Here is an 18,890-nt window from a genome sequence, read left to right on the forward strand (position 1 = left end):
GAATCGCCCGCCCTCACACTGCAGAGAGACATCGGATGTTCGCGCCTGCCAATCAACCGCGTTTCACGTTGACCCTCGAAGGCGCCCAACATGACCTCAAGGTCCTTGAGTTCACGGGCAAGGAAGCCATCAGCCAACCCTTTCGCTTCGAGCTGGAACTGGTCAGTGAACGGCCGGACCTGGACCTCGAAAGCCTGCTGCACTGTCAGGCGTTTCTGAGCCTGGATGCTCAGGGTTCCGGTATTCACGGTCAGATTTATCAGGTCGGGCAGGGCGATTCCGGGAAACGTCTGACGCGTTATCACATCAGCCTCGTCCCGCGTCTGACCTACCTCGGCCAGCGGATCAATCAGCGGATCTTCCAGCATCTGACGGTGCCGCAAATTGTCGCGCGAGTGCTCAAGGATCATTCGATCCTGCGTGATGCTTTTGAATTTCGCCTCGGCAGCGATTACCCGGTGCGTGAGTATTGCGTGCAGTACGCCGAGAGTGACCTGGCCTTTATCCAGCGCCTGTGTGCCGAAGTCGGCATTCATTACCATTTTCAACACAGTCCCCAAGGTCACCTGTTGGTTTTTGGCGATGACCAGACTGTGTTCCCGCGTCTCGCCGAGCCAACGGTTTATCTGCCGGGCAGTGGCATGTCCGCTGGCGCGCGGGCGATTCAGCGCTTTAACGTTCGCGTCGAAACCCGTACCAGCGTGGTCACCCGGCGCGACTACAACTTCGAAAAGCCGCGGCTGCAGTTGCAAAGCCGTGTCGACGGCGAGCAGCGCCCGGTGCTGGAGGACTATCACTTCCCCGGCCAATTCAATGATCGGGAAACCGGCAAGCACCTGACCCAGCGGGCACTTGAGCGACATGTCGCCGATTACCGTCAGGCTGAGGGCGTCAGCGACGAATCCGCACTGGTTTGCGGGCATTTCCTGCAACTGACCGAGCATCCGCGCCACGACTGGAATGACCTCTGGTTGCTGACCGCCATCGAGCATCATGGCCGCCAGCCGCAGGTGCTGGAGGAATCGGTGACCAGCGATGGCGAGGGATTTCAGGGTTACCGTAATAGCTTTCTAGCCACGCCGTGGGACGTGTTCTTCCGCCCGGCGCTGGGGCCGGAAAAACCACGCATGCTCGGCTATCAAGCGGCGGTTGTGACCGGGCCGAAAGACACGGAAATCCACTGCGACGAGTACGGCCGGGTCAAGGTGCAACTGGCCTGGGATCGCGACGGCGAATTGAACGAGCATTCCAGTTGCTGGCTACGCGTTGCTACTAACTGGGCGCACGACCGTTACGGCAGCGTGCTGATTCCGCGAGTCGGCATGGAAGTGCTGGTCGGTTTCATCGATGCCGACGCCGACAAACCTTTGGTCGTGGGCTGCCTGCCCAACGCCGCGACGCCGATCCCGCTGGATCTTCCGGCGGACAAGACCCGTAGCATTTTTCGTAGTCAGAGCAGCCCCGGCGGTGGCGGCTACAACGAACTGCGCATCGAGGATAAGAAAGGCGCTGAGGAAATCTATCTGCGCGCCCAGCGTAACTGGACGCAGCATGTGTTGAACGATCAACAGGTGCAGGTTGATAACCAGCGCAGCATCGTCGTCACCGGCACCGCGCGGCATGAATTGAAGGCTGATGAGCAGCGCATCACCCACGGCCAGCGCCAAACCGAAGTGAAGCAGGACGATCATCTGAGCGTGACCGGCGACCGTCATGTTCGCGTGAGTAATCAGGCGATCAGCGCCAGTGGGCAATTCCACGTCAGCGCCGGTCAGCAAGTGGTGATCGACGGTGGCGCGAGTGCGACGATTCAGGCCGGTGGGCAGTGGATCAACATCGGCCCCGGCGGCATTTTCAGCAGCGTGCCGATTGTAGTGGGTGGTGCGCCGATGGCGGCGATGAGTGCCGCGCCGGTTGTACCGGGATTGCCGGAGAAACTCGCCGCCGCGCCGGCTGCCATGCTGACTGCTGCACAAATCATGAGCTTCAAGGGGGACGCGCCATTCTGCGAAGAGTGTGAACGTTGCAAGGACGGTCTCTGTGCAGCCTGATTTTCTTTTGCCTGCAGAATGGTTGGCGCGTGAACCGTTGAAAACTTCCGAGCAGTTGTTTGCGGTTTTCAGTAATGCCAGTGAGGCAAAACCGCCTGCCGCTTGGCGAGAAACGGCGAGCCCGATCTGGGCCGAGACGATCTATGCCGAGTGGGATGCGGTGATGCCTTACGTGGGAATTGTCGCCGCCGACAGTGAGTTTCTGCATTGGATCGCAACCAACGGGTCACAGGATTGGGGTTGGCTGGCGGTTTCTTCGGCGAGCCTTGAAGAGGTGGTGGCGCACTTTCGCAGCCTGACCCAAGTGCTGATGCCTGGCGGCAAAACGGTGTTTTTTCGTTTTTGGGACGGGCGGTTTCTGTTGCCGATTCTTCAGGCCGATGAGGTGGATGCGGCGCAACTGTTTCCGCTGATCGGGCGTTGTTTGATCAATGGTCAGGCGCTGGAAATTGGTGGCAGGGCGCAGGTTTCGGGGCGGGTATTTCCGTGGTGGCAGGTGCCGGCTTCGGTGCTGGCGCAGCAAGGCCATGACATTCGAACGGCCAATGCGTTGCAGTGGTTGAGCGAAGAATACCCGACCCTTTTCGAGGTTTTTCCCGAGGTGGTTTTGCGTTGCAAGGTCAGGTGGTTTTTTCAGGTTTCAATGTCGGAAGAATCGTCGCAATCGGCGTTGCTGGCGTTTTTGCTGGCAGAGTCAGAGTGAGTTTTCGGGGCGAAGGTCTCGGACGATTCCTTCGAGTTGCGGCGGTTTTCATGAACTGGTGGGCGGTGGGTTGCAGGGATAGTCTTTTCGTTGTCACTGCGAGAGTGGTGACAGGGCGTAGGACCCCTGCGAAATTCACCGCGCACCAGCGTTGTCGTTTGATTGCGGCACTTAATATGTGTCCGTAGCATCGTTTGCGGCAGCTGTGCGCGGGAACGCTTCGGCGTGACTGAGTTTGGTGGGTTTCTCAGTTTCCTACTCTCGCGTACGGCTGCCACCTATACCCGTAGGAAGGTCACTTGGCAGCCTCTCTAAACCTATTGAGGTACAACTGATATGACTATGCTTAAACCCGATCCACCCTACGAAAAAATCATCCCCCATCCCGACAACCGCTTCATGGCCCTGACCGGCAATTGCAGCGACATGCCGACCCTGTTCATCGACACCCACGTGCCCCTCGACATCCTTATGGACGCGGCCAACCACCGCCTGCGCGCCGTGATCCAGGTGCTGGAAAACATGTGCATGCGCGGCTCGGTCGAATGCGACTCCGTTATCCTCAGCGACTTCGCCCAGCTCTGCGTGATTCCGTTGCGCGACGGCTGTGATGTACTCGACGTCATCGGCAGGCGCCTGCGCAGCATGCCTGCCTGAAAAAGATCAAAGGATCGCAGCCTTCGGCAGCTCCTACACGGGACTGGCGTTCGCCCTGTAGGAGCTGCCGAAGGCTGCGATCTTTTGACGTTAAAGGAAATCAGTTAGTCAGTCAGGGATGTACGCATCCTGAGAGTTGATAAAGCTGTTGAACGCATCGGAGTTGTAGACCTTCATGCACCCAAAAAACACTACTTTTTCATTCGAGTATTTGCTGTTTGAAGGTGTCTGCTCGTAAGCCGCCAACACGTAGTTTCGGGTTTCTTTGTAGGGATCGTGTAGCACTTGCAGCGTGTCTTCATTTTGCAGGATGGAATGCATGCCTTTGCCCATGAACGAATAGGCACTGGCGGACAGTGCAATGTCTTTTTCCAGCGCGGAGCGCCCGTTGAATGGCTTCAGAATGCAGTGGCTCAGACCGTAGTTTTTTAGTGACTGGCGTGCCTGTTCAATCCGGGTTTCGTCGGCAAGGGCGAGGTATGGGCTAAGCAGACTGAATAAGCAGATGATCAGATATCGCATGAGTTTTTGACTTCCTGTCGTTCATGGCTAGCGAGTTTAACGCCATAAAAGCAAAGCCCCTCACCCTAGCCCTCTCCCAGAGGGAGAGGGGACTGACCGAGTTGTCTGGGTGATGTGCGCCGACCTGCGACTTCAGTGGTGAACTTGGCTTGGCCAGGCCTCGCTATGCGTTGTTTCTGGGGACTGACCGAGTTGTCTGGGTGATGTACGCCGACTTGCGACTTCCGCGCTGATCTTCGCTTGGCCAAACCTGAGATCACGCTGATCTTTCAGGTCGATGTAACTCGCAAGATCACCACCGTCAGTCCCCTCTCCCTCCGGGAGAGGGCTAGGGTGAGGGAAAGGCTTTTGTCCGCTCAGCCGCCAACCCCTGACTTGCCGCCCGGTAAAAGGTAAACTTTGCGCCCTTCGCAGGAGCAGCCATGAATTATCGTCACGCCTTCCATGCCGGCAATCACGCCGATGTGTTCAAACACCTGACCTTGACCCGCCTCATCGCCCTGATGTCGCGCAAGGAGCAGCCGTTTGCCTATCTCGACACGCATGCCGGCATCGGTCTGTATGACTTGCAGGGCGATCAGGCCAACCGTACCGGTGAGTACCTGGAAGGCATCGCGCGCTTATGGGATCAGCAGGACCTGCCGGCGTTGACCGCCGACTATATGAAGGTGCTGCACGAGATGAACCCGGATGGCCAACTGCGCTACTACCCGGGTTCGCCGGAGCTGGCGCGGCGCCTGACCCGCCCGCAGGATCGGGTGATGCTCAACGAGAAGCACCCGGAAGACGGCGTGCTGCTCAAGGACAACATGGCCGGTGATCGCCGGGTCAAGGTTCACCTGGGCGAGGGCTGGCACGTTGCACGAGCGATGCTGCCGGTGCAGGAGAAACGCGCGGTGATGTTGATTGATCCGCCGTTCGAGCAGCTCGACGAGATGCAGCGTTGTGCGGCGTCGTTGAAAGAGGCGATTGGCCGTATGCGCCAAACCGTAGCGGCGATCTGGTATCCGGTGAAGGATCAGCGTGCGTTGCGGCGCTTCTATCAGGATCTGGCCGGCACCGGTGCGCCGAAGTTGTTGCGCGTGGAATTGCTGGTGCATCCGCTGGATACGCCGAACAGCCTGAACGGTTCGGGCATGGCGATTGCCAATCCGCCGTGGGGGCTGGAGGAGGAATTGCGTGAGCTGCTGCCGTGGTTGTCGAAGAAGCTGGGGCAGACTCAGGGTGGGTGGCAGATGGATTGGTTGATTGCCGAGAGCTGATCAACGGCAAGATCAAAAGATCGCAGCCTGCGGTAGCTCCTACACGGTTCGGTGTCGTCCACCAATGTGCGGACGATCACTGATCTCCTGTAGGAGCTGCCGAAGGCTGCGATCTTTTGCTTTTAAGGGTCAGTTACCCGCCAGGCTCGCTGGCATGCACACGCCGGTGCCGCCGATCCCGCAATACCCTTCAGGATTTTTCGCCAGATACTGCTGGTGATACGCCTCGGCGAAGTACACGGTCGGCGCCTGTTCGATCTCGGTGCTGATTTCCCCCAGACCCGCCTTCGACAGTTCCGCCTGATACACAGCTTTGCTTTTCAGCGCCGCGTCCAGATGCTCAGGCGAGGTTGCGTAGATCACCGAGCGGTACTGCGTACCGATGTCGTTGCCCTGACGCATGCCCTGCGTCGGGTTGTGCAGTTCCCAGAACATCGCCAGCAGCTCTTCGTAGCTGACTTTGGCCTTGTCATACACAACCAGCACGACTTCGGCGTGGCCGGTCAGGCCCGAGCAGACTTCTTCGTAAGTCGGGTTCGGCGTGAAACCGCCGGCATAACCCACCACGGTGCTGACCACGCCTTCGCGCTGCCAGAAGCGGCGTTCGGCGCCCCAGAAGCAGCCCAGACCGAAGATCGCAAAGTCGACGTCCTGGAAAAACGGGCCAAGCAGCGGGGTTTCTTCAAACACGAAGTGCTTTTCAGGCAGGGTCATCGCGGTTTCGCGGCCGGGCAGAGCTTGTTCTTTAGTCGGGAGCACGTTCTTGTTCACCAGAATTTCCGAGCGCAGAACCATGATCGTTCCTCTCAGTCAGGTTGGATGTGAAAAGTCAGACCGCCAGTGTGCCGAATGATGCCCGACTTCGCACTATCCAATGTAGGAGCGGCGAGGTCAGAGGCAGAGCGGGCCGCGCGGGTAGCGTTTCAGCGCTTGGATGAGTTCTGCGCCCGGAATCGGCCGGTCGAACAGGTAACCCTGTCCGACATCGCAACGGTGGCGGCGCAGGAACGCCAGTTGTTCGGCGGTTTCGATGCCTTCGGCCACAACCTTGAGTTTCAGGTTGTGCGCCATGGCGATCACCGCCGAGGTGATTTCCATGTCGTCCTGGTTGTCGGGAATTTCGTGGATGAAGCTGCGATCAATCTTGATGATGTCGATCGGGAATTTCTTCAAATAACTCAGCGATGAATACCCGGTGCCGAAGTCGTCCATGGCTAGCGTCAACCCAAGGCGCTTGAGCTGGTCGAGCTGCAAGTGCGTGTCTTCGGTGGCTTCCAGCAGCAGGCCTTCGGTCAGCTCCAGCTCGAGCAGATTGGCCGGCAGCGCTTCTTCCTTGAGGATGTTGGCGATGGAGGCCACCAGATCCGGGTCGGAGAACTGTTTCGGCGACAAGTTGATCGCCACTTGCAGATTGCCCATCCCTGCTGCGGTCAGCGCTTTGCTCATGCGGCAGGCCTGACGGGCGATCCACTTGCCGATCGGAATGATCAGGCCGGTTTCTTCGGCGACGCTGATGAACTGGTCCGGGCGAATCATGCCGCGTTCCGGGTGGTTCCAGCGCAGCAGCGCTTCCATGCCCAGCAGACGACCGCTGCGCAGGCACAGCTTGGGCTGGTAGAACACGTCCAGCTCGTTCTGGGTCAGGGCGCGGCGCAGGTTGTTTTCGACGAACAGTTTGTAGCTGGCCTCGGCGTTCAGTGCTTCGGTGAAGACTTGCACCTGATGTTTACCGTTGGCCTTGGCTTTGTGCAGCGCCAGGCCGGCGTTACGCATCAGCGTTTGCGGATCGCGACCGTGTAGCGGTGCACAGGCCAGGCCGACCGAACCGGTGACGCTGATCAACTGGTTGTCGACGAACATCGGCTTGTCGAGGGTCGCCAGCAATTGGTTGGCGATCTGCTGACCGGTCGCCAGATCGGTATCGTCGAGCAGCACGGCAAACTCGTTACTGGCGAACCGCGCGAGGCTGCCGCTCGGGCTCAGACTATTGCGCAGACGCCGGGCCAGACTGATCAGCAGCTTGTCGCCGGTCTGGTGACCGAGGCTGTCGTTGATCCGCTTGAAATTGTCGATGTCCACCAGCAACAGGCTGATCGGCGTATCGCTATCGCGGGCGAAGCGTTCGTCCAGATTGCGGATAAACGCCGGGCGGTTGCCGAGATTGGTCAGGTTGTCGGTGTACGCCAGGCGCTCGATGCGCTGCTGCGCCAGTTTGGTCTGGGTGATGTCTTCGTAGATGCCGATGTAATGCGTCAGCTCGCGGTTGTCGCCGTAGACTTTGGAGATCGACAGCTGACCCCAGTACGGTTCGAGGTTCTTGCGGCGGCTTTTGAATTCGCCCTGCCAACTGTTGCTCTTGGCCAGCGCCGAGGGCGCGTCGAACAACAGTTCACTGAGGTTTTCCAGCGCCGGCAGTTCGGACAGACGCTGGCCATGGACTTCTTCGGTGGTGTATTGGGTGATCGCGGTGAAACTCGGGTTGACGTACTCGACCACGCCGTCGCAATTGACCAGCAAAAACGCGTTGGCGCTTTGCTCGACTGCACGCTGGAACAGGTGCAGGGCGCTGGTGGCAGTGCGGCGGTTGTGGTTGTTGATGACTTGCGCGAACTGGTCAGCCAGCTCACCGGCAAAGGCGATTTCATCGGACTGCCAGGCGCGGGTGACGCCGGTCTGTTCCAGGCACAGCACGCCGACCACTTGCCCGTCGACGCGAATACTGGCGTCGAGCATGGCGTTGACGTCGCGCGGGCGCAGGGCTTCGGCCATCTCCCGGGTACGCGGGTCGCGCATCGCGTTGTGCGCATCGATGGCGCGACTTCCATGCAGGGCGTCCATGTAATCCGGGAAGCTACTGATGTCGATCACGTCCGGAAGGATGTATTCCTGGGTCGCGCGGTGGTACGCGGAGATCGGCACCAGATGCTGGCCTTCGAGGTTCCACAAGCTGGCGCAGTCGATTTCATAGATATCGCAGGCGCAGCGGGTGATCAGCTCGGCGGCTTCCTGCAAGGAGTTGTGCGTGCTGTAGCGCTGGCGCGCGAGCAGCAGAATCAGGTCCTGCTGGGCGCGCACGCGTTCCAGGTGCTGCAGTTGTTCCTGCTGCGCGCGTTGATTGAGTTCAAGGGCGATTTGCAGGCGTGAATTCTGGGTTTCGAGGTCGACGCAGGGCACCTGCGGCAATTCGTCGAACACATCATCGACCGCCAATAGATAGCCGCGCAGCAGATGACGATTGTGCTGTTTATACGCTTCGCCCAATTCGAGGATGTTCAGCTTGCCTGCGGCGGTGTGCAGGGTATAGCGCACCAGATAATGCGGGCTGTCGCGCAGTTGCTGCTGGATCGCGTCGTGCAGTTGATAGCGCGCTTCGGGTTCCATCAGGCTGGCGTAGGGTGAGCCGACCAGCGCGCAAAGCTCGACGGCTGGCTGACCGAACTGGCGTTCACAGTTGGGATCGAGAAACAGCATCGCCCAACTGGCTTCATTCAAGCGCTCGAAACGCAGCATGCCGAGCCGCGAGGGCACAGGCAACTGCGTCACTACCTCGGCCGCCATACGGCTGGCGGCATCGGGTTGGCTCTTCATGAAGGGAACTCGCTTGGAAATATGCTGAACGCGCCGGGCTCTCGCCCTCTTTACTGTTGCCTGCGGCAAGGTTGCATCATTGCGGCACTGACTGACAAGAGACATGAAGGCCAAGTGCTATAAGAATATGTCGGCTGCGTCGGGCATTTCTCCAGCACGTCGTTGAAAAGAGTAAAAGATCGCAGCCTTGGGCAGTGTCTACAGGGGAATGCGCCCTCTGTAGGAGCTGTCGAAGGCTGCGATCTTTAAGGCTTAGCGCAGCTTTATGGCGATCGACTGCAGCCGTTTTCCATCCCGATCATGGTAATTGACCATAATCTGATCAGCCTCGACCACCAAGTGGGCGAAATTGTCTTCACTCACCACCGTGCTGGTCAGTTCATGCCGATAATCGCCCGCCGCCGTGCGCACCAGCGGCTGATCCAGGATGAACGTGGACGCTTTGGCATATGGCAGCAGTTTGCTGTTGCACAGCGGCGAGGACACCACCGTGTGGATTTCGAAGTCCGGGTCTTCGCTGTGTGTCAAACGAGCCGCCAGCGAGCCATGCACGTCCCCGGAAATGAACACGACATTCTTGATTCGCCGGGTGCGGATGGTTTCCAGCAGGCGCAGGCGTTGCTCGGGAAAGGCTTTCCAGGCGTCATCGCCGTGGCGTTTGCGATCGGGATAGAACATCACGCTGGTGACCACGAACTTGACCCGCGCTGTGCTGTGGCTCAGCCATTTGAGCAGGGCCTGTTCCTGTGCCTCGTCGAGGATGCGTCGGTCATCGGCTGACAAGTTGCGGCGGGTGCGACTATCGGTGACAAACCATTCGATATCGCCGTCGCTGAATTGATACCAGTAGTGCTCAAGTGTCGAGTGATCTATTTCACCGTTAGTTGTCAGCGGATGTACCGGGCTATGACTGGTCTGATACAACTCATAGGCAGCCATTGCGTTACGGTACAAGTCGCCGTCGGACTTGCTGGCATTGGCAGGCCAGTTATCTTCGATTTCGTGATCATCGAGAATCATGTAAGTCGACGTGCCAGACATCAACCGTTGAATGTTTGGTTGGGAAAACGCGGCGCGGTACTTGTTGAGGATGTCTTTGTATTCGCGATCCGGTGCGACCAGGTTCAAGTCGTCCACATAAATTTGATCGCCGGTCATCAATACCGCGCTGATCGGGGGTTGTATGCCCTCGATCAGCTGATTGATGGATGCAAAGATCCGGTCACCCAGTTGCGGCAGGGAGGCAATGCCAGCAGTCATGCGCAAGTAGCGGCAGGAGCCGACGATGTAGGCTCTGGGTTGCAGGGCTTTGCTGGAGCGGGTGCGCAGGCGATAGATTTCCCGTGGCCATTGCAACGGCAACTCGGCAACGCTGTCTGGCGTATGTACCGGATTCATCGGGCTGAACCAGCCGGTCTGATATTCATATTCGGTGTCGGCACTCAAATTGTTGAGGGCGAACACATGTGACATTTCGCGTAATTCACTCAGTTGCGCAAAGTTACCTTTGGACCAATGTTGTGTGCTTGAAGCGCGATAACGAATCCCGGCAAATACCGGCGAGTTGTTCTGACGATCGCCACGCATGAAGATGCGCGCATGAACAGTTGTAACGTGGCCGGTAATTGGGCCGATAGTTGGTTTTAACATGTCGAATCCATTCGAATTAACTTGAGTTAACAGGATTTCACTAAGTTTTCTTAGTTGAATTGGTTGCGCCTAGGTTAGTTGCGTATCGAATAAAAAAGATCGGTACCAAGTCGACCGGAGTTGTGGCCGATGTCAGCGCGACGTGTGGGAAAAAGACGAGGGAGGTGTTTCTTCAGGCAAAAAAAAGCCCCGCCAAACTGACGGGGTTGAGGTACGAGCGTGTGGCGCTCGAAAGGGTGCAGCAATCGGCCCTCCGTTGCCGGAGGGCCGATCGAGTTACAGCAGGATCGTGCGGATGTCCGCCAGCAGGCTGCCCAGACGCTGGGTGAAGCGTGCGGCAGCGGCGCCGTTGATCACACGGTGATCGTAGGACAACGACAGCGGCAGCATCAGTTTCGGCTGGAAGGCTTTGCCGTCCCAGACTGGCTGGATGGTTGCCTTGGAAACACCGAGGATCGCCACTTCCGGCGCGTTGACGATCGGCGTGAAGCCGGTGCCGCCAATGTGGCCAAGACTGGAAATGGTGAAGCAGGCGCCCTGCATGTCGTCAGCGGTGAGCTTCTTGTCGCGGGCTTTGGCGGCCAGCGCAGCGGCTTCGGCTGCCAGTTGCAACAGGCTCTTCTGGTCGACGTTCTTGATCACCGGTACCAGCAGGCCATCCGGGGTGTCGACGGCGAAGCCGATGTTCACGTATTTCTTGCGGATGATCGCTTTGCCGCTTGGCGCCAGCGAACTGTTGAAGTCCGGCAGCTCCTTGAGCATGTGCGCGCACGACTTGAGCAGCAGCGGCAGGATGGTCAGCTTGACGCCAGCCTTCTCTGCAACGGCTTTCTGCGCCACGCGGAACGCTTCCAGCTCGGTGATATCAGCCGAATCGAACTGAGTCACGTGCGGGATGTTCAGCCAGCTGCGGTGCAGGCTCGACGCGCCGATCTGCATCAGGCGAGTCATCGGCACTTCTTCGATTTCGCCGAAACGGCTGAAGTCGACGACCGGAATCGGCGGGATGCCCGCGCCACCGGTTGCGCCCGCTGCAGCGGCCGGTGCTTCCTTGGCCTTCTGCATCATCGCTTTGACGTAAACCTGCACGTCTTCTTTCAAGATACGACCGTGCGGGCCGCTGGCACCGACAGCGTTCAGCTCAACGCCGAACTCACGGGCCAGTTGACGCACGGCAGGGCCGGCGTGAACTTTGGCACCCGGCTTGGCCGGTGCGGCGGCTGGAGCTGCAGCAGGTGCAGCGGCAGCCGGAGCAGCAGCGGCAGGTGCCGGAGCGCTCGGAGCAGCAGCGGCGGCAGCTGGAGCCGGGGCAGCAGCAGGCGCTGCGCCTTTGACTTTCAGCTTCAGAATCAGGTCGCCGGTACCGACTTCGTCATCTAGCTTGATGGAAACGCTTTCCACCACGCCAGCGGCAGGCGATGGGATTTCCATGCTCGCTTTGTCGGATTCCAGGGTGATCAGCGACTGGTCGGCTTCAACGCTGTCGCCAGCCTTGACCAACACTTCGATGATCTTGGCTTTGCCAGCCGAGCCGATGTCCGGAACGTGGATGTCCTGAACGCTGTCAGCCACCGGTGCTGCTGGCGCGGCTGCCGGAGCAGGCGCAGCGGCAGCGGCCGGTGCAGCAGCCTGGGCCGGAGCGGCAGCCGCAGGGGCCGCAGCACCCGCCACTTCCAGATCCAGAATCAGGTCGCCAGTGCCGACTTCGTCGTTGAGCTTGACGCTGATGGCTTTAACCACGCCAGCGGCAGGCGACGGGATTTCCATGCTCGCCTTGTCGGATTCCAGAGTGATCAAAGATTGATCAGCTTCGACGGTGTCGCCGACCTTGACCTGGATCTCGATGATCTGTGCCTTGCCCGAAGAGCCGATGTCCGGCACGTGCACTTGCTGAACCGAAGCGGCAGCAGGGGCAGCGGCTGGTGCAGCGGCAGCAGGCGCGGCAGCCGGTTTGGCCTCCGCTTTTGCAGCCGGCGCAGCGGCAGGAGCAGGGGCCGCTTCAGCGGCGCCCTCGACTTCCAGCTCAAGCAGTTCGTCGCCTTCTTTCAGACGGTCGCCCAGCTTCACTTTCAGGCTCTTGATGACGCCGGCTTTCGGGGCCGGCACTTCCATGCTGGCCTTGTCCGATTCCAGGGTCAGGATGCTCTGGTCGGCTTCGATACGGTCGCCGACCTTCACAAACAGTTCAATTACTTCACCTTCACCGCTGCCGATGTCAGGTACGCGAATGAGTTCGCTCACAAAATGTCTCCTCAGCAGTCCAGTGGGTTGCGTTTTTCCGGGTCGATGCCGAACTTGACGATGGCCTCAGCCACGACTTTAGGTTCGATATCACCACGGTCAGCCAGTGCTTCCAGGGCTGCCAACACCACGAAATGACGGTCGACTTCGAAGAAATGACGCAGTTTCTTGCGGCTGTCGCTGCGGCCGAAACCGTCGGTGCCCAGGACTTTGAATTCCTTGGACGGTACCCACTGACGGATCTGCTCGGCGAACAGCTTCATGTAGTCGGTAGACGCGATGACCGGACCTTTACGGCCGTTCAGGCACTCTTCGACGTAGCTCAGCTTAGGCTTCTGGCCAGGCTTCAGACGGTTGCTGCGCTCGACAGCGAGGCCGTCGCGACGCAGTTCGTTGAAGCTGGTAACGCTCCATACGTCGGCGCCAACGTTGAACTCTTCACGCAGGATCTTCGCCGCTTCACGCACTTCACGCAGGATGGTGCCGGAGCCCATCAGTTGGACGTGGTGCGCCGCATCGCGGGTGTCTTCTTCGAGCAGGTACATGCCTTTCTTGATGCCTTCTTCGGCACCGGCCGGCATGGCTGGCTGCTGGTACGACTCGTTCATCACGGTGATGTAGTAGAAGATGTCCTGTTGCTCTTCGGTCATCTTCTTCATGCCGTCCTGAATGATCACCGCCAGCTCGTAGCCGTAGGTTGGATCGTAGGTGCGGCAGTTCGGGATGGTCGCGGCCAGCAGGTGGCTGTGGCCGTCTTCGTGTTGCAGGCCTTCACCGTTCAGGGTGGTACGGCCGGCGGTGCCGCCGATCAGGAAACCACGGGTACGGCTGTCGCCGGCAGCCCAGGCCAGGTCGCCAATACGCTGGAAGCCGAACATCGAGTAGAAGATGTAGAACGGCAGCATCGGCTGGTTGTGGCTGGAGTACGAAGTACCGGCAGCGATGAAGGAACTCATGGCGCCTGCTTCGTTGATGCCTTCTTCAAGGATCTGACCTTTCTGGTCTTCCTTGTAGAACATCACCTGGTCTTTATCGACTGGCTCGTAGAGCTGGCCGACGGACGAGTAGATGCCGAGCTGACGGAACATGCCTTCCATACCGAAGGTACGGGCTTCGTCCGGGATGATCGGGACGATGCGCGGGCCGATTTCCTTGTCCTTGACCAGTTGCGCGAGGATTCGCACGAAAGCCATGGTGGTGGAAATTTCACGGTCGCCAGAGCCGTCAAGGATGGCCTTGAGGGTGTCCAGGTCCGGAGTCGGCACGCTGAAGCTTTGTGCGCGGCGCTGAGGGACGAAACCGCCCAGTGCAGTGCGCCGCTCGCTGAGGTAGCGGGCTTCGGCGCTGTTTGGCTCTGGTTTGAAGAACGGCAGGTTCTCCAACTCTTCGTCCTTGACCGGGATGTCGAAACGATCGCGGAACAACTTCAGGCTGTCGACGTCGACTTTCTTGGTGTTGTGCGCAGTGTTTTTCGCTTCGCCGGCACCGGTGCCATAACCCTTGATGGTCTTGGCGAGGATGACGGTTGGTTGTTCTTTGTGGTTGACCGCTTCGTGGTACGCCGCATAGACCTTGTACGGGTCATGGCCGCCACGGTTGAGTTTCCAGATCTCGTCGTCGGACAGATCAGCAACCATCGCCTTGAGTTCTGGCGTGTTGAAGAAGTGTTCACGGACGAACGCGCCGTCTTTGGCTTTGTAGTTCTGGTACTCGCCGTCGATGACTTCGTCCATACGACGTTGCAGGATGCCGTCGACGTCTTTGGCCAGCAGTGGGTCCCAGAAACGGCCCCAGATGACTTTGGTCACGTTCCACTGAGCACCGCGGAACACGCCTTCGAGTTCCTGAATGATCTTGCCGTTGCCGCGAACCGGGCCGTCGAGGCGCTGCAGGTTGCAGTTGATGACGAAGATCAGGTTGTCCAGCTTCTCGCGGCCGGCCAGGGAGATCGCGCCCAGGGATTCCGGCTCGTCGCACTCGCCGTCGCCCAGGAAGCACCAGACTTTCTGTTTGCCCGGCTGGATGAAACCGCGGTGTTCCAGGTACTTCATGAAGCGTGCCTGGTAGATCGCTTGAATTGGACCCAGACCCATCGATACGGTCGGGAACTGCCAGAAGTCAGGCATCAGCCAAGGGTGCGGGTAGGACGACAGGCCCTGACCGTCGACTTCCTGGCGGAAGTTGTTCATCTGGTCTTCGGTGATGCGGCCTTCCATGAACGCACGGGCGTAAACGCCTGGCGAAGTGTGGCCCTGGAAGTAGATCAGGTCGCCACCGTGTTCGTCGGTCGGGGCCTGGAAGAAGTAGTTGAAGCCGATGTCATACAGGGTCGCACTGGAAGCGAAGCTGGAGATGTGACCACCCAGGTCAGAATCTTTCAGGTTCGTACGCATTACCATGGCCATCGCGTTCCAGCGTACCAGCGAGCGAATGCGGCGTTCCATGAACAGGTCGCCAGGCATGCGTGCTTCGTGGGTTACCGGGATGGTGTTGCGGTAAGGCGTGGTGATGGCGTAAGGGAGCTGCGAGCCGCTGCGGGTCGCGAGTTCGCCCATACGGGTCATCAGATAGTGAGCACGGTCTTCGCCTTCTTTGTCGAGAACCGATTCCAGGGCGTCCAGCCATTCCTGGGTTTCGACGGGATCGAGGTCTTGCATGGCTTGCTCCAGGGCGGAAAGGCTTCCAGAATCGGTTGCCTGAGTTTGCGACTGGCCTTGTGGGCAGACGATTTAAAATTCTTGGATTGCCGATAGGTTGTTCCGGCGGCGTGTAGTTTTACTACAAATCTTCCGGCATTTCAGCCTTTCGAATGTATAGACGAGTAGTAAAACTACAGAAGAATGGCTTGTGGCCTCCGGCTGCGTTGTGAGAATAATCGTTAAGGTTGGTCTTTTACCATCCGAAAAAGGTGAAACTTTGATGTTCGCTGCCAACGAGAAAGAAATTTCAGCTATTTCTAACTTTTGTTCGACAGTCTTCCGGGTAGCGGCTTTTCACCAATCACTACAAGCGGCCATTTACACGCCGATCAAGGATAGACCATGACCCTGCCCGTGCTTGCCGAACTGCCCGCCATTCTCCTGCCGTTGGTCACTCGATCGGAGCAGTCGTTCCGTACGGCCGTCGCCGCGCTGGAAGACGATCACGGCCTGGCGAACTGGACGCCAGAGCGCTGGGCGCAATTCGCCCGCGTCACCGCCGCCAGCGAATTCGTCATTGAACAGAGCGTTCGTGACCCTTTGATGTTGCTCACACTGGTGCAGTCCGGCGAACTCGACCGGGCCTTCGCACCGGGTGAATTGTGTGCGCAGATTGCCGCTGCGGTGAACGCGGCCCAGAATGAAGATGAACTCGGTCGCGCCCTGCGCCGCCAGCGCGCCCGTCATCAAGTGCGGATCATCTGGCGCGATCTCACCCGCCAGGCCGATCTGGTACAGAGCTGCCGGGATCTTTCGGACATGGCTGACGCCACCATCGACCAGGCTTATCAATGGTTGTACAGCCGCCATTGCGAACAGTTCGGCACGCCGACCGGCCGCCGCAGCGGTGAGCCGCAGCAAATGGTCATCCTCGGCATGGGCAAGCTCGGCGCCGTTGAGTTGAACCTGTCTTCGGACATCGATCTGATCTTCGCTTACCCCGAGGGCGGCGAAACGGTGGGCGTGAAGCGCTCGCTGGATAATCAGGAATTCTTCATTCGTCTCGGCCAGCGCTTGATCAAGGCGCTGGATCCGATGACCGTCGACGGATTTGTGTTCCGTGTCGACATGCGCCTGCGCCCTTACGGTTCGTCCGGCGCGCTGGTGCTGAGCTTCAATGCGCTGGAGCAGTATTACCAGGATCAGGGCCGGGACTGGGAACGCTACGCGATGATCAAGGCGCGGGTGGTGGCAGGCGATCAGGTGGCGGGTGCGCAGTTGCTCGACATGCTGCGGCCGTTCGTTTACCGCCGTTACCTGGACTTCTCGGCGATCGAAGCGCTGCGCACCATGAAGCAACTGATCCAGCAGGAAGTGCGGCGCAAGGGCATGGCCGACAACATCAAACTCGGCTCCGGCGGTATCCGCGAGGTCGAATTTATTGCTCAGGCCTTTCAGTTGATCCACGGTGGTCGCGACTTGAGCTTGCAGCAGCGTCCTCTATTAAAGGTGTTGAGCACGCTGGAGGGGCAGGGTTATCTACCGCCGGCGGTGATCAGCGAGTTGCGCGAGGGTTACGAATTTCTGCGTTACACCGAACACGCGATTCAGGCGATTGCCGACCGCCAGACCCAGATGCTGCCGGATGGCGCGCAGGATCAAGCGCGCATTGCCTTCATGCTCGGCTTTGCCGATTGGGATTCTTTCCATGAAAAACTGATGTTCTGGCGCGGTCGCGTCGCTTGGCACTTCGCCCAGGTGATTGCCGATCCCGATGAAGATGAGGGCGCCGAAAGCGAAGTGGTGGTCGGCGGTGAATGGCTGCCGCTGTGGGAAGAGGCGCAGGACGAGGAGGCCGCGTGCCGGCAGTTGGAAGAGGGCGGTTTTGCTGACGCGAGCAAAGCCCTGAAAGCGTTGGCCGGATTGCGCAGCAGCCCGCAATTGCGCGCGATGCAGCGGTTGGGGCGTGAGCGTCTGGATGCCTTTATTCCGCGTCTGCTCGCACAGGCTGTGGAACACGCCAATCCGGATCTGGTGCTTGAGCGGGTGTTGCCGCTGGTCGAAGCGGTCGCTCGGCGCTCGGCTTATCTGGTCTTGCTGACGGAAAACCCCGGTGCACTGCGACGCTTGCTGACGCTGTGCGCGGCGAGCCCGTGGATCGCAGAGCAGATCACGCGCTTCCCGTTGCTGCTCGATGAACTGTTAAACGAAGGCCGACTGTTCAAGCCGCCCTTGGCGCCGGAACTGGCGGCTGAACTGCGCGAGCGCCTGACGCGGATTCCCGAAGACGACCTCGAACAACAAATGGAAGCCTTGCGCCATTTCAAATTGGCGCACCGCTTGCGCGTGGCGGCGTCGGAAATCGCCGGCAGCCTGCCGCTGATGAAAGTCAGCGATTACCTGACTTGGCTGGCCGAGGCGATTCTCGAGCAAGTGCTGGCCCTGGCCTGGCGCCAGACGGTGGCCAAGTACGGCACACCGCTGCGCACCGACGGCACCTTGTGCGATCCCGGCTTCATCATTGTTGGTTATGGCAAAGTCGGCGGCCTGGAACTGGGGCATGGTTCGGATCTGGACCTGGTGTTTATCCACGACGGCGATCCGCAGGCGGAAACCGACGGGCCGAAGTCGATTGATGGCGCGCAGTTCTTCACGCGATTGGGGCAGCGAATCATTCACTTGCTGACGGCGCAGACCAACTCCGGTCAGCTCTATGAAGTGGACATGCGTCTGCGGCCATCCGGTGCTTCGGGGCTGTTGGTCAGTTCGCTGGGGGCATTTGCGCGCTATCAAGAAAATGAAGCCTGGACGTGGGAGCATCAGGCGTTGGTGCGGGCGCGGGTGCTGGTCGGCAGTCAGGATGTCGGTCAGGCGTTCGAGAAAGTCCGCGCGCAGGTCTTGGGCAAGGCGCGCGATCTGGCCAAGTTGCAACAAGAAGTCAGTGAGATGCGCGCGAAGATGCGCGATAACCTCGGCACCAAGAGCACCGCAGCCGGCACGGCGGCAAATGCCTTCGACGCCACAGCGCCCTTCGACCTCAAGCAGGACGCCGGAGGTATCGTCGATATTGAATTTATGGTGCAATACGCGGCTCTGGCGTGGTCGCAAAGCCACCCGCCATTGCTGCGCTGGACCGATAACATCCGCATTCTGGAAGAGCTGGAACACGAAGGGCTGATGCCTGCCGAAGATGCCAGTTTGCTGCGCGAGGCCTATAAAGCCTACCGTTCCGCCGCTCACCGGCAGGCGTTGCAGAAGGACGCCGGGGTGATACCGGGTGACCAGTTTGCCGACGAACGCCGCCAGGTTTTACGGATATGGAAAGAGATGGGGCTAAGCTGAAACAAGCCAATGAAGGCAATGAGATTCAAGAGGTGGGAGCGAGCCTGCTCGCGAAGGCGGTCGGTCGGCCAGCATGGATGTTGAATGTGCTGGCTCCTTCGCGAGCAGGCTCGCTCCCACAGTGATCTGCGGTGAGTCGCAGATGTGTGAACAGAGGCAAAACCATGTGGGAGCGAGCCTGCTCGCGATAGCGGAGTGACAGTCGACAGTCATGTTGAAGGTAATGACCCATCGC

At 59.3% G+C, this 18,890-nt stretch carries 11 protein-coding genes; 5 read left to right on the plus strand and 6 right to left on the minus strand.

The genetic code is table 11. The annotated features are described in order from the left end of the window. The first annotated feature begins 35 nt into the window (after window positions 1-35). From LOY43_RS02250 to LOY43_RS02260, 3 genes are all read left to right on the plus strand, one after another. Window positions 36-2,051 carry a type VI secretion system tip protein VgrG gene (locus LOY43_RS02250; protein ID WP_095047246.1) on the plus strand — a complete coding sequence of 672 codons (2,016 nt, stop codon included), beginning with the start codon at window positions 36-38 and terminating at the stop codon, window positions 2,049-2,051. After that, on the plus strand, window positions 2,041-2,754 hold the full coding sequence (locus tag LOY43_RS02255) for a DUF4123 domain-containing protein (protein ID WP_258709139.1): 714 nt from the start codon (window positions 2,041-2,043) through the stop codon (window positions 2,752-2,754). Before LOY43_RS02250 ends, LOY43_RS02255 begins: the two co-directional genes overlap by 11 nt. Window positions 2,755-3,090: 336 nt before the next feature. Continuing rightward, a complete protein-coding gene (locus LOY43_RS02260) occupies window positions 3,091-3,411 on the plus strand; it encodes a hypothetical protein (protein WP_095047248.1) in 321 nt (106 codons plus the stop codon). A 108-nt stretch (window positions 3,412-3,519) separates the two neighbouring features. On the opposite strand, the gene LOY43_RS02265 is transcribed toward LOY43_RS02260, so the two are convergent. Next, entirely contained in the window at window positions 3,520-3,933 is a 414-nt protein-coding gene (locus LOY43_RS02265) for a hypothetical protein (RefSeq protein ID WP_258709140.1), read from the minus strand. Between the two features lie 422 nt (window positions 3,934-4,355). On the opposite strand from LOY43_RS02265, the gene LOY43_RS02270 reads away from it, so the two are divergent. Next, window positions 4,356-5,195: a 23S rRNA (adenine(2030)-N(6))-methyltransferase RlmJ gene (locus LOY43_RS02270; RefSeq protein WP_095125327.1), complete on the plus strand. Its 840-nt coding sequence runs from the start codon at window positions 4,356-4,358 to the stop codon at window positions 5,193-5,195. A gap of 129 nt (window positions 5,196-5,324) precedes the next feature. Here LOY43_RS02270 and msrA read toward each other — a convergent pair whose 3' ends face one another. From msrA to aceE, 5 genes are all read right to left on the minus strand, one after another. After that, complete coding sequence (msrA, locus tag LOY43_RS02275; RefSeq protein ID WP_095047250.1) at window positions 5,325-5,990, minus strand: peptide-methionine (S)-S-oxide reductase MsrA; 666 nt, start codon at window positions 5,988-5,990, stop codon at window positions 5,325-5,327. A 96-nt stretch (window positions 5,991-6,086) separates the two neighbouring features. Next, complete coding sequence (locus LOY43_RS02280; RefSeq protein WP_220557443.1) at window positions 6,087-8,783, minus strand: bifunctional diguanylate cyclase/phosphodiesterase; 2,697 nt, start codon at window positions 8,781-8,783, stop codon at window positions 6,087-6,089. Window positions 8,784-9,035: 252 nt separating this feature from the next. Beyond that, a complete protein-coding gene (locus LOY43_RS02285; protein WP_258709141.1) occupies window positions 9,036-10,433 on the minus strand; it encodes an alkaline phosphatase D family protein in 1,398 nt (465 codons plus the stop codon). Between the two features lie 276 nt (window positions 10,434-10,709). Next, window positions 10,710-12,674 (minus strand): dihydrolipoyllysine-residue acetyltransferase, encoded by a 1,965-nt coding sequence (aceF, locus tag LOY43_RS02290; RefSeq protein ID WP_095125329.1) that lies wholly within the window; start codon window positions 12,672-12,674, stop codon window positions 10,710-10,712. An 11-nt stretch (window positions 12,675-12,685) separates the two neighbouring features. Further along, window positions 12,686-15,331 carry a pyruvate dehydrogenase (acetyl-transferring), homodimeric type gene (aceE, locus tag LOY43_RS02295; RefSeq protein ID WP_007915682.1) on the minus strand — a complete coding sequence of 882 codons (2,646 nt, stop codon included), beginning with the start codon at window positions 15,329-15,331 and terminating at the stop codon, window positions 12,686-12,688. Between the two features lie 384 nt (window positions 15,332-15,715). On the opposite strand from aceE, the gene glnE reads away from it, so the two are divergent. After that, window positions 15,716-18,655: a bifunctional [glutamate--ammonia ligase]-adenylyl-L-tyrosine phosphorylase/[glutamate--ammonia-ligase] adenylyltransferase gene (gene glnE / locus LOY43_RS02300; RefSeq protein WP_258709142.1), complete on the plus strand. Its 2,940-nt coding sequence runs from the start codon at window positions 15,716-15,718 to the stop codon at window positions 18,653-18,655. The last annotated feature ends 235 nt before the right edge of the window (window positions 18,656-18,890 follow it).

The organism is Pseudomonas sp. B21-041 (genome assembly GCF_024748675.1).
GTDB classification, from domain to species: Bacteria; Pseudomonadota; Gammaproteobacteria; order Pseudomonadales; family Pseudomonadaceae; genus Aquipseudomonas; species Aquipseudomonas neuropathica.

Bases quoted from the DNA above. Each gene is read 5' to 3' on its own strand.
- LOY43_RS02250 (WP_095047246.1), top strand. From the start codon at position 36: ATGTTCGCGCCTGCCAATCAACCGCGTTTCACGTTGACCCTCGAAGGC.
- LOY43_RS02280 (WP_220557443.1), bottom strand. From the start codon at position 8,783: ATGAAGAGCCAACCCGATGCCGCCAGCCGTATGGCGGCCGAGGTAGTG.
- LOY43_RS02285 (WP_258709141.1), bottom strand. From the start codon at position 10,433: ATGTTAAAACCAACTATCGGCCCAATTACCGGCCACGTTACAACTGTT.
- msrA (WP_095047250.1), bottom strand. From the start codon at position 5,990: ATGGTTCTGCGCTCGGAAATTCTGGTGAACAAGAACGTGCTCCCGACT.
- LOY43_RS02265 (WP_258709140.1), bottom strand. From the start codon at position 3,933: ATGCGATATCTGATCATCTGCTTATTCAGTCTGCTTAGCCCATACCTC.
- LOY43_RS02260 (WP_095047248.1), top strand. From the start codon at position 3,091: ATGACTATGCTTAAACCCGATCCACCCTACGAAAAAATCATCCCCCAT.
- aceE (WP_007915682.1), bottom strand. From the start codon at position 15,331: ATGCAAGACCTCGATCCCGTCGAAACCCAGGAATGGCTGGACGCCCTG.
- LOY43_RS02270 (WP_095125327.1), top strand. From the start codon at position 4,356: ATGAATTATCGTCACGCCTTCCATGCCGGCAATCACGCCGATGTGTTC.
- glnE (WP_258709142.1), top strand. From the start codon at position 15,716: ATGACCCTGCCCGTGCTTGCCGAACTGCCCGCCATTCTCCTGCCGTTG.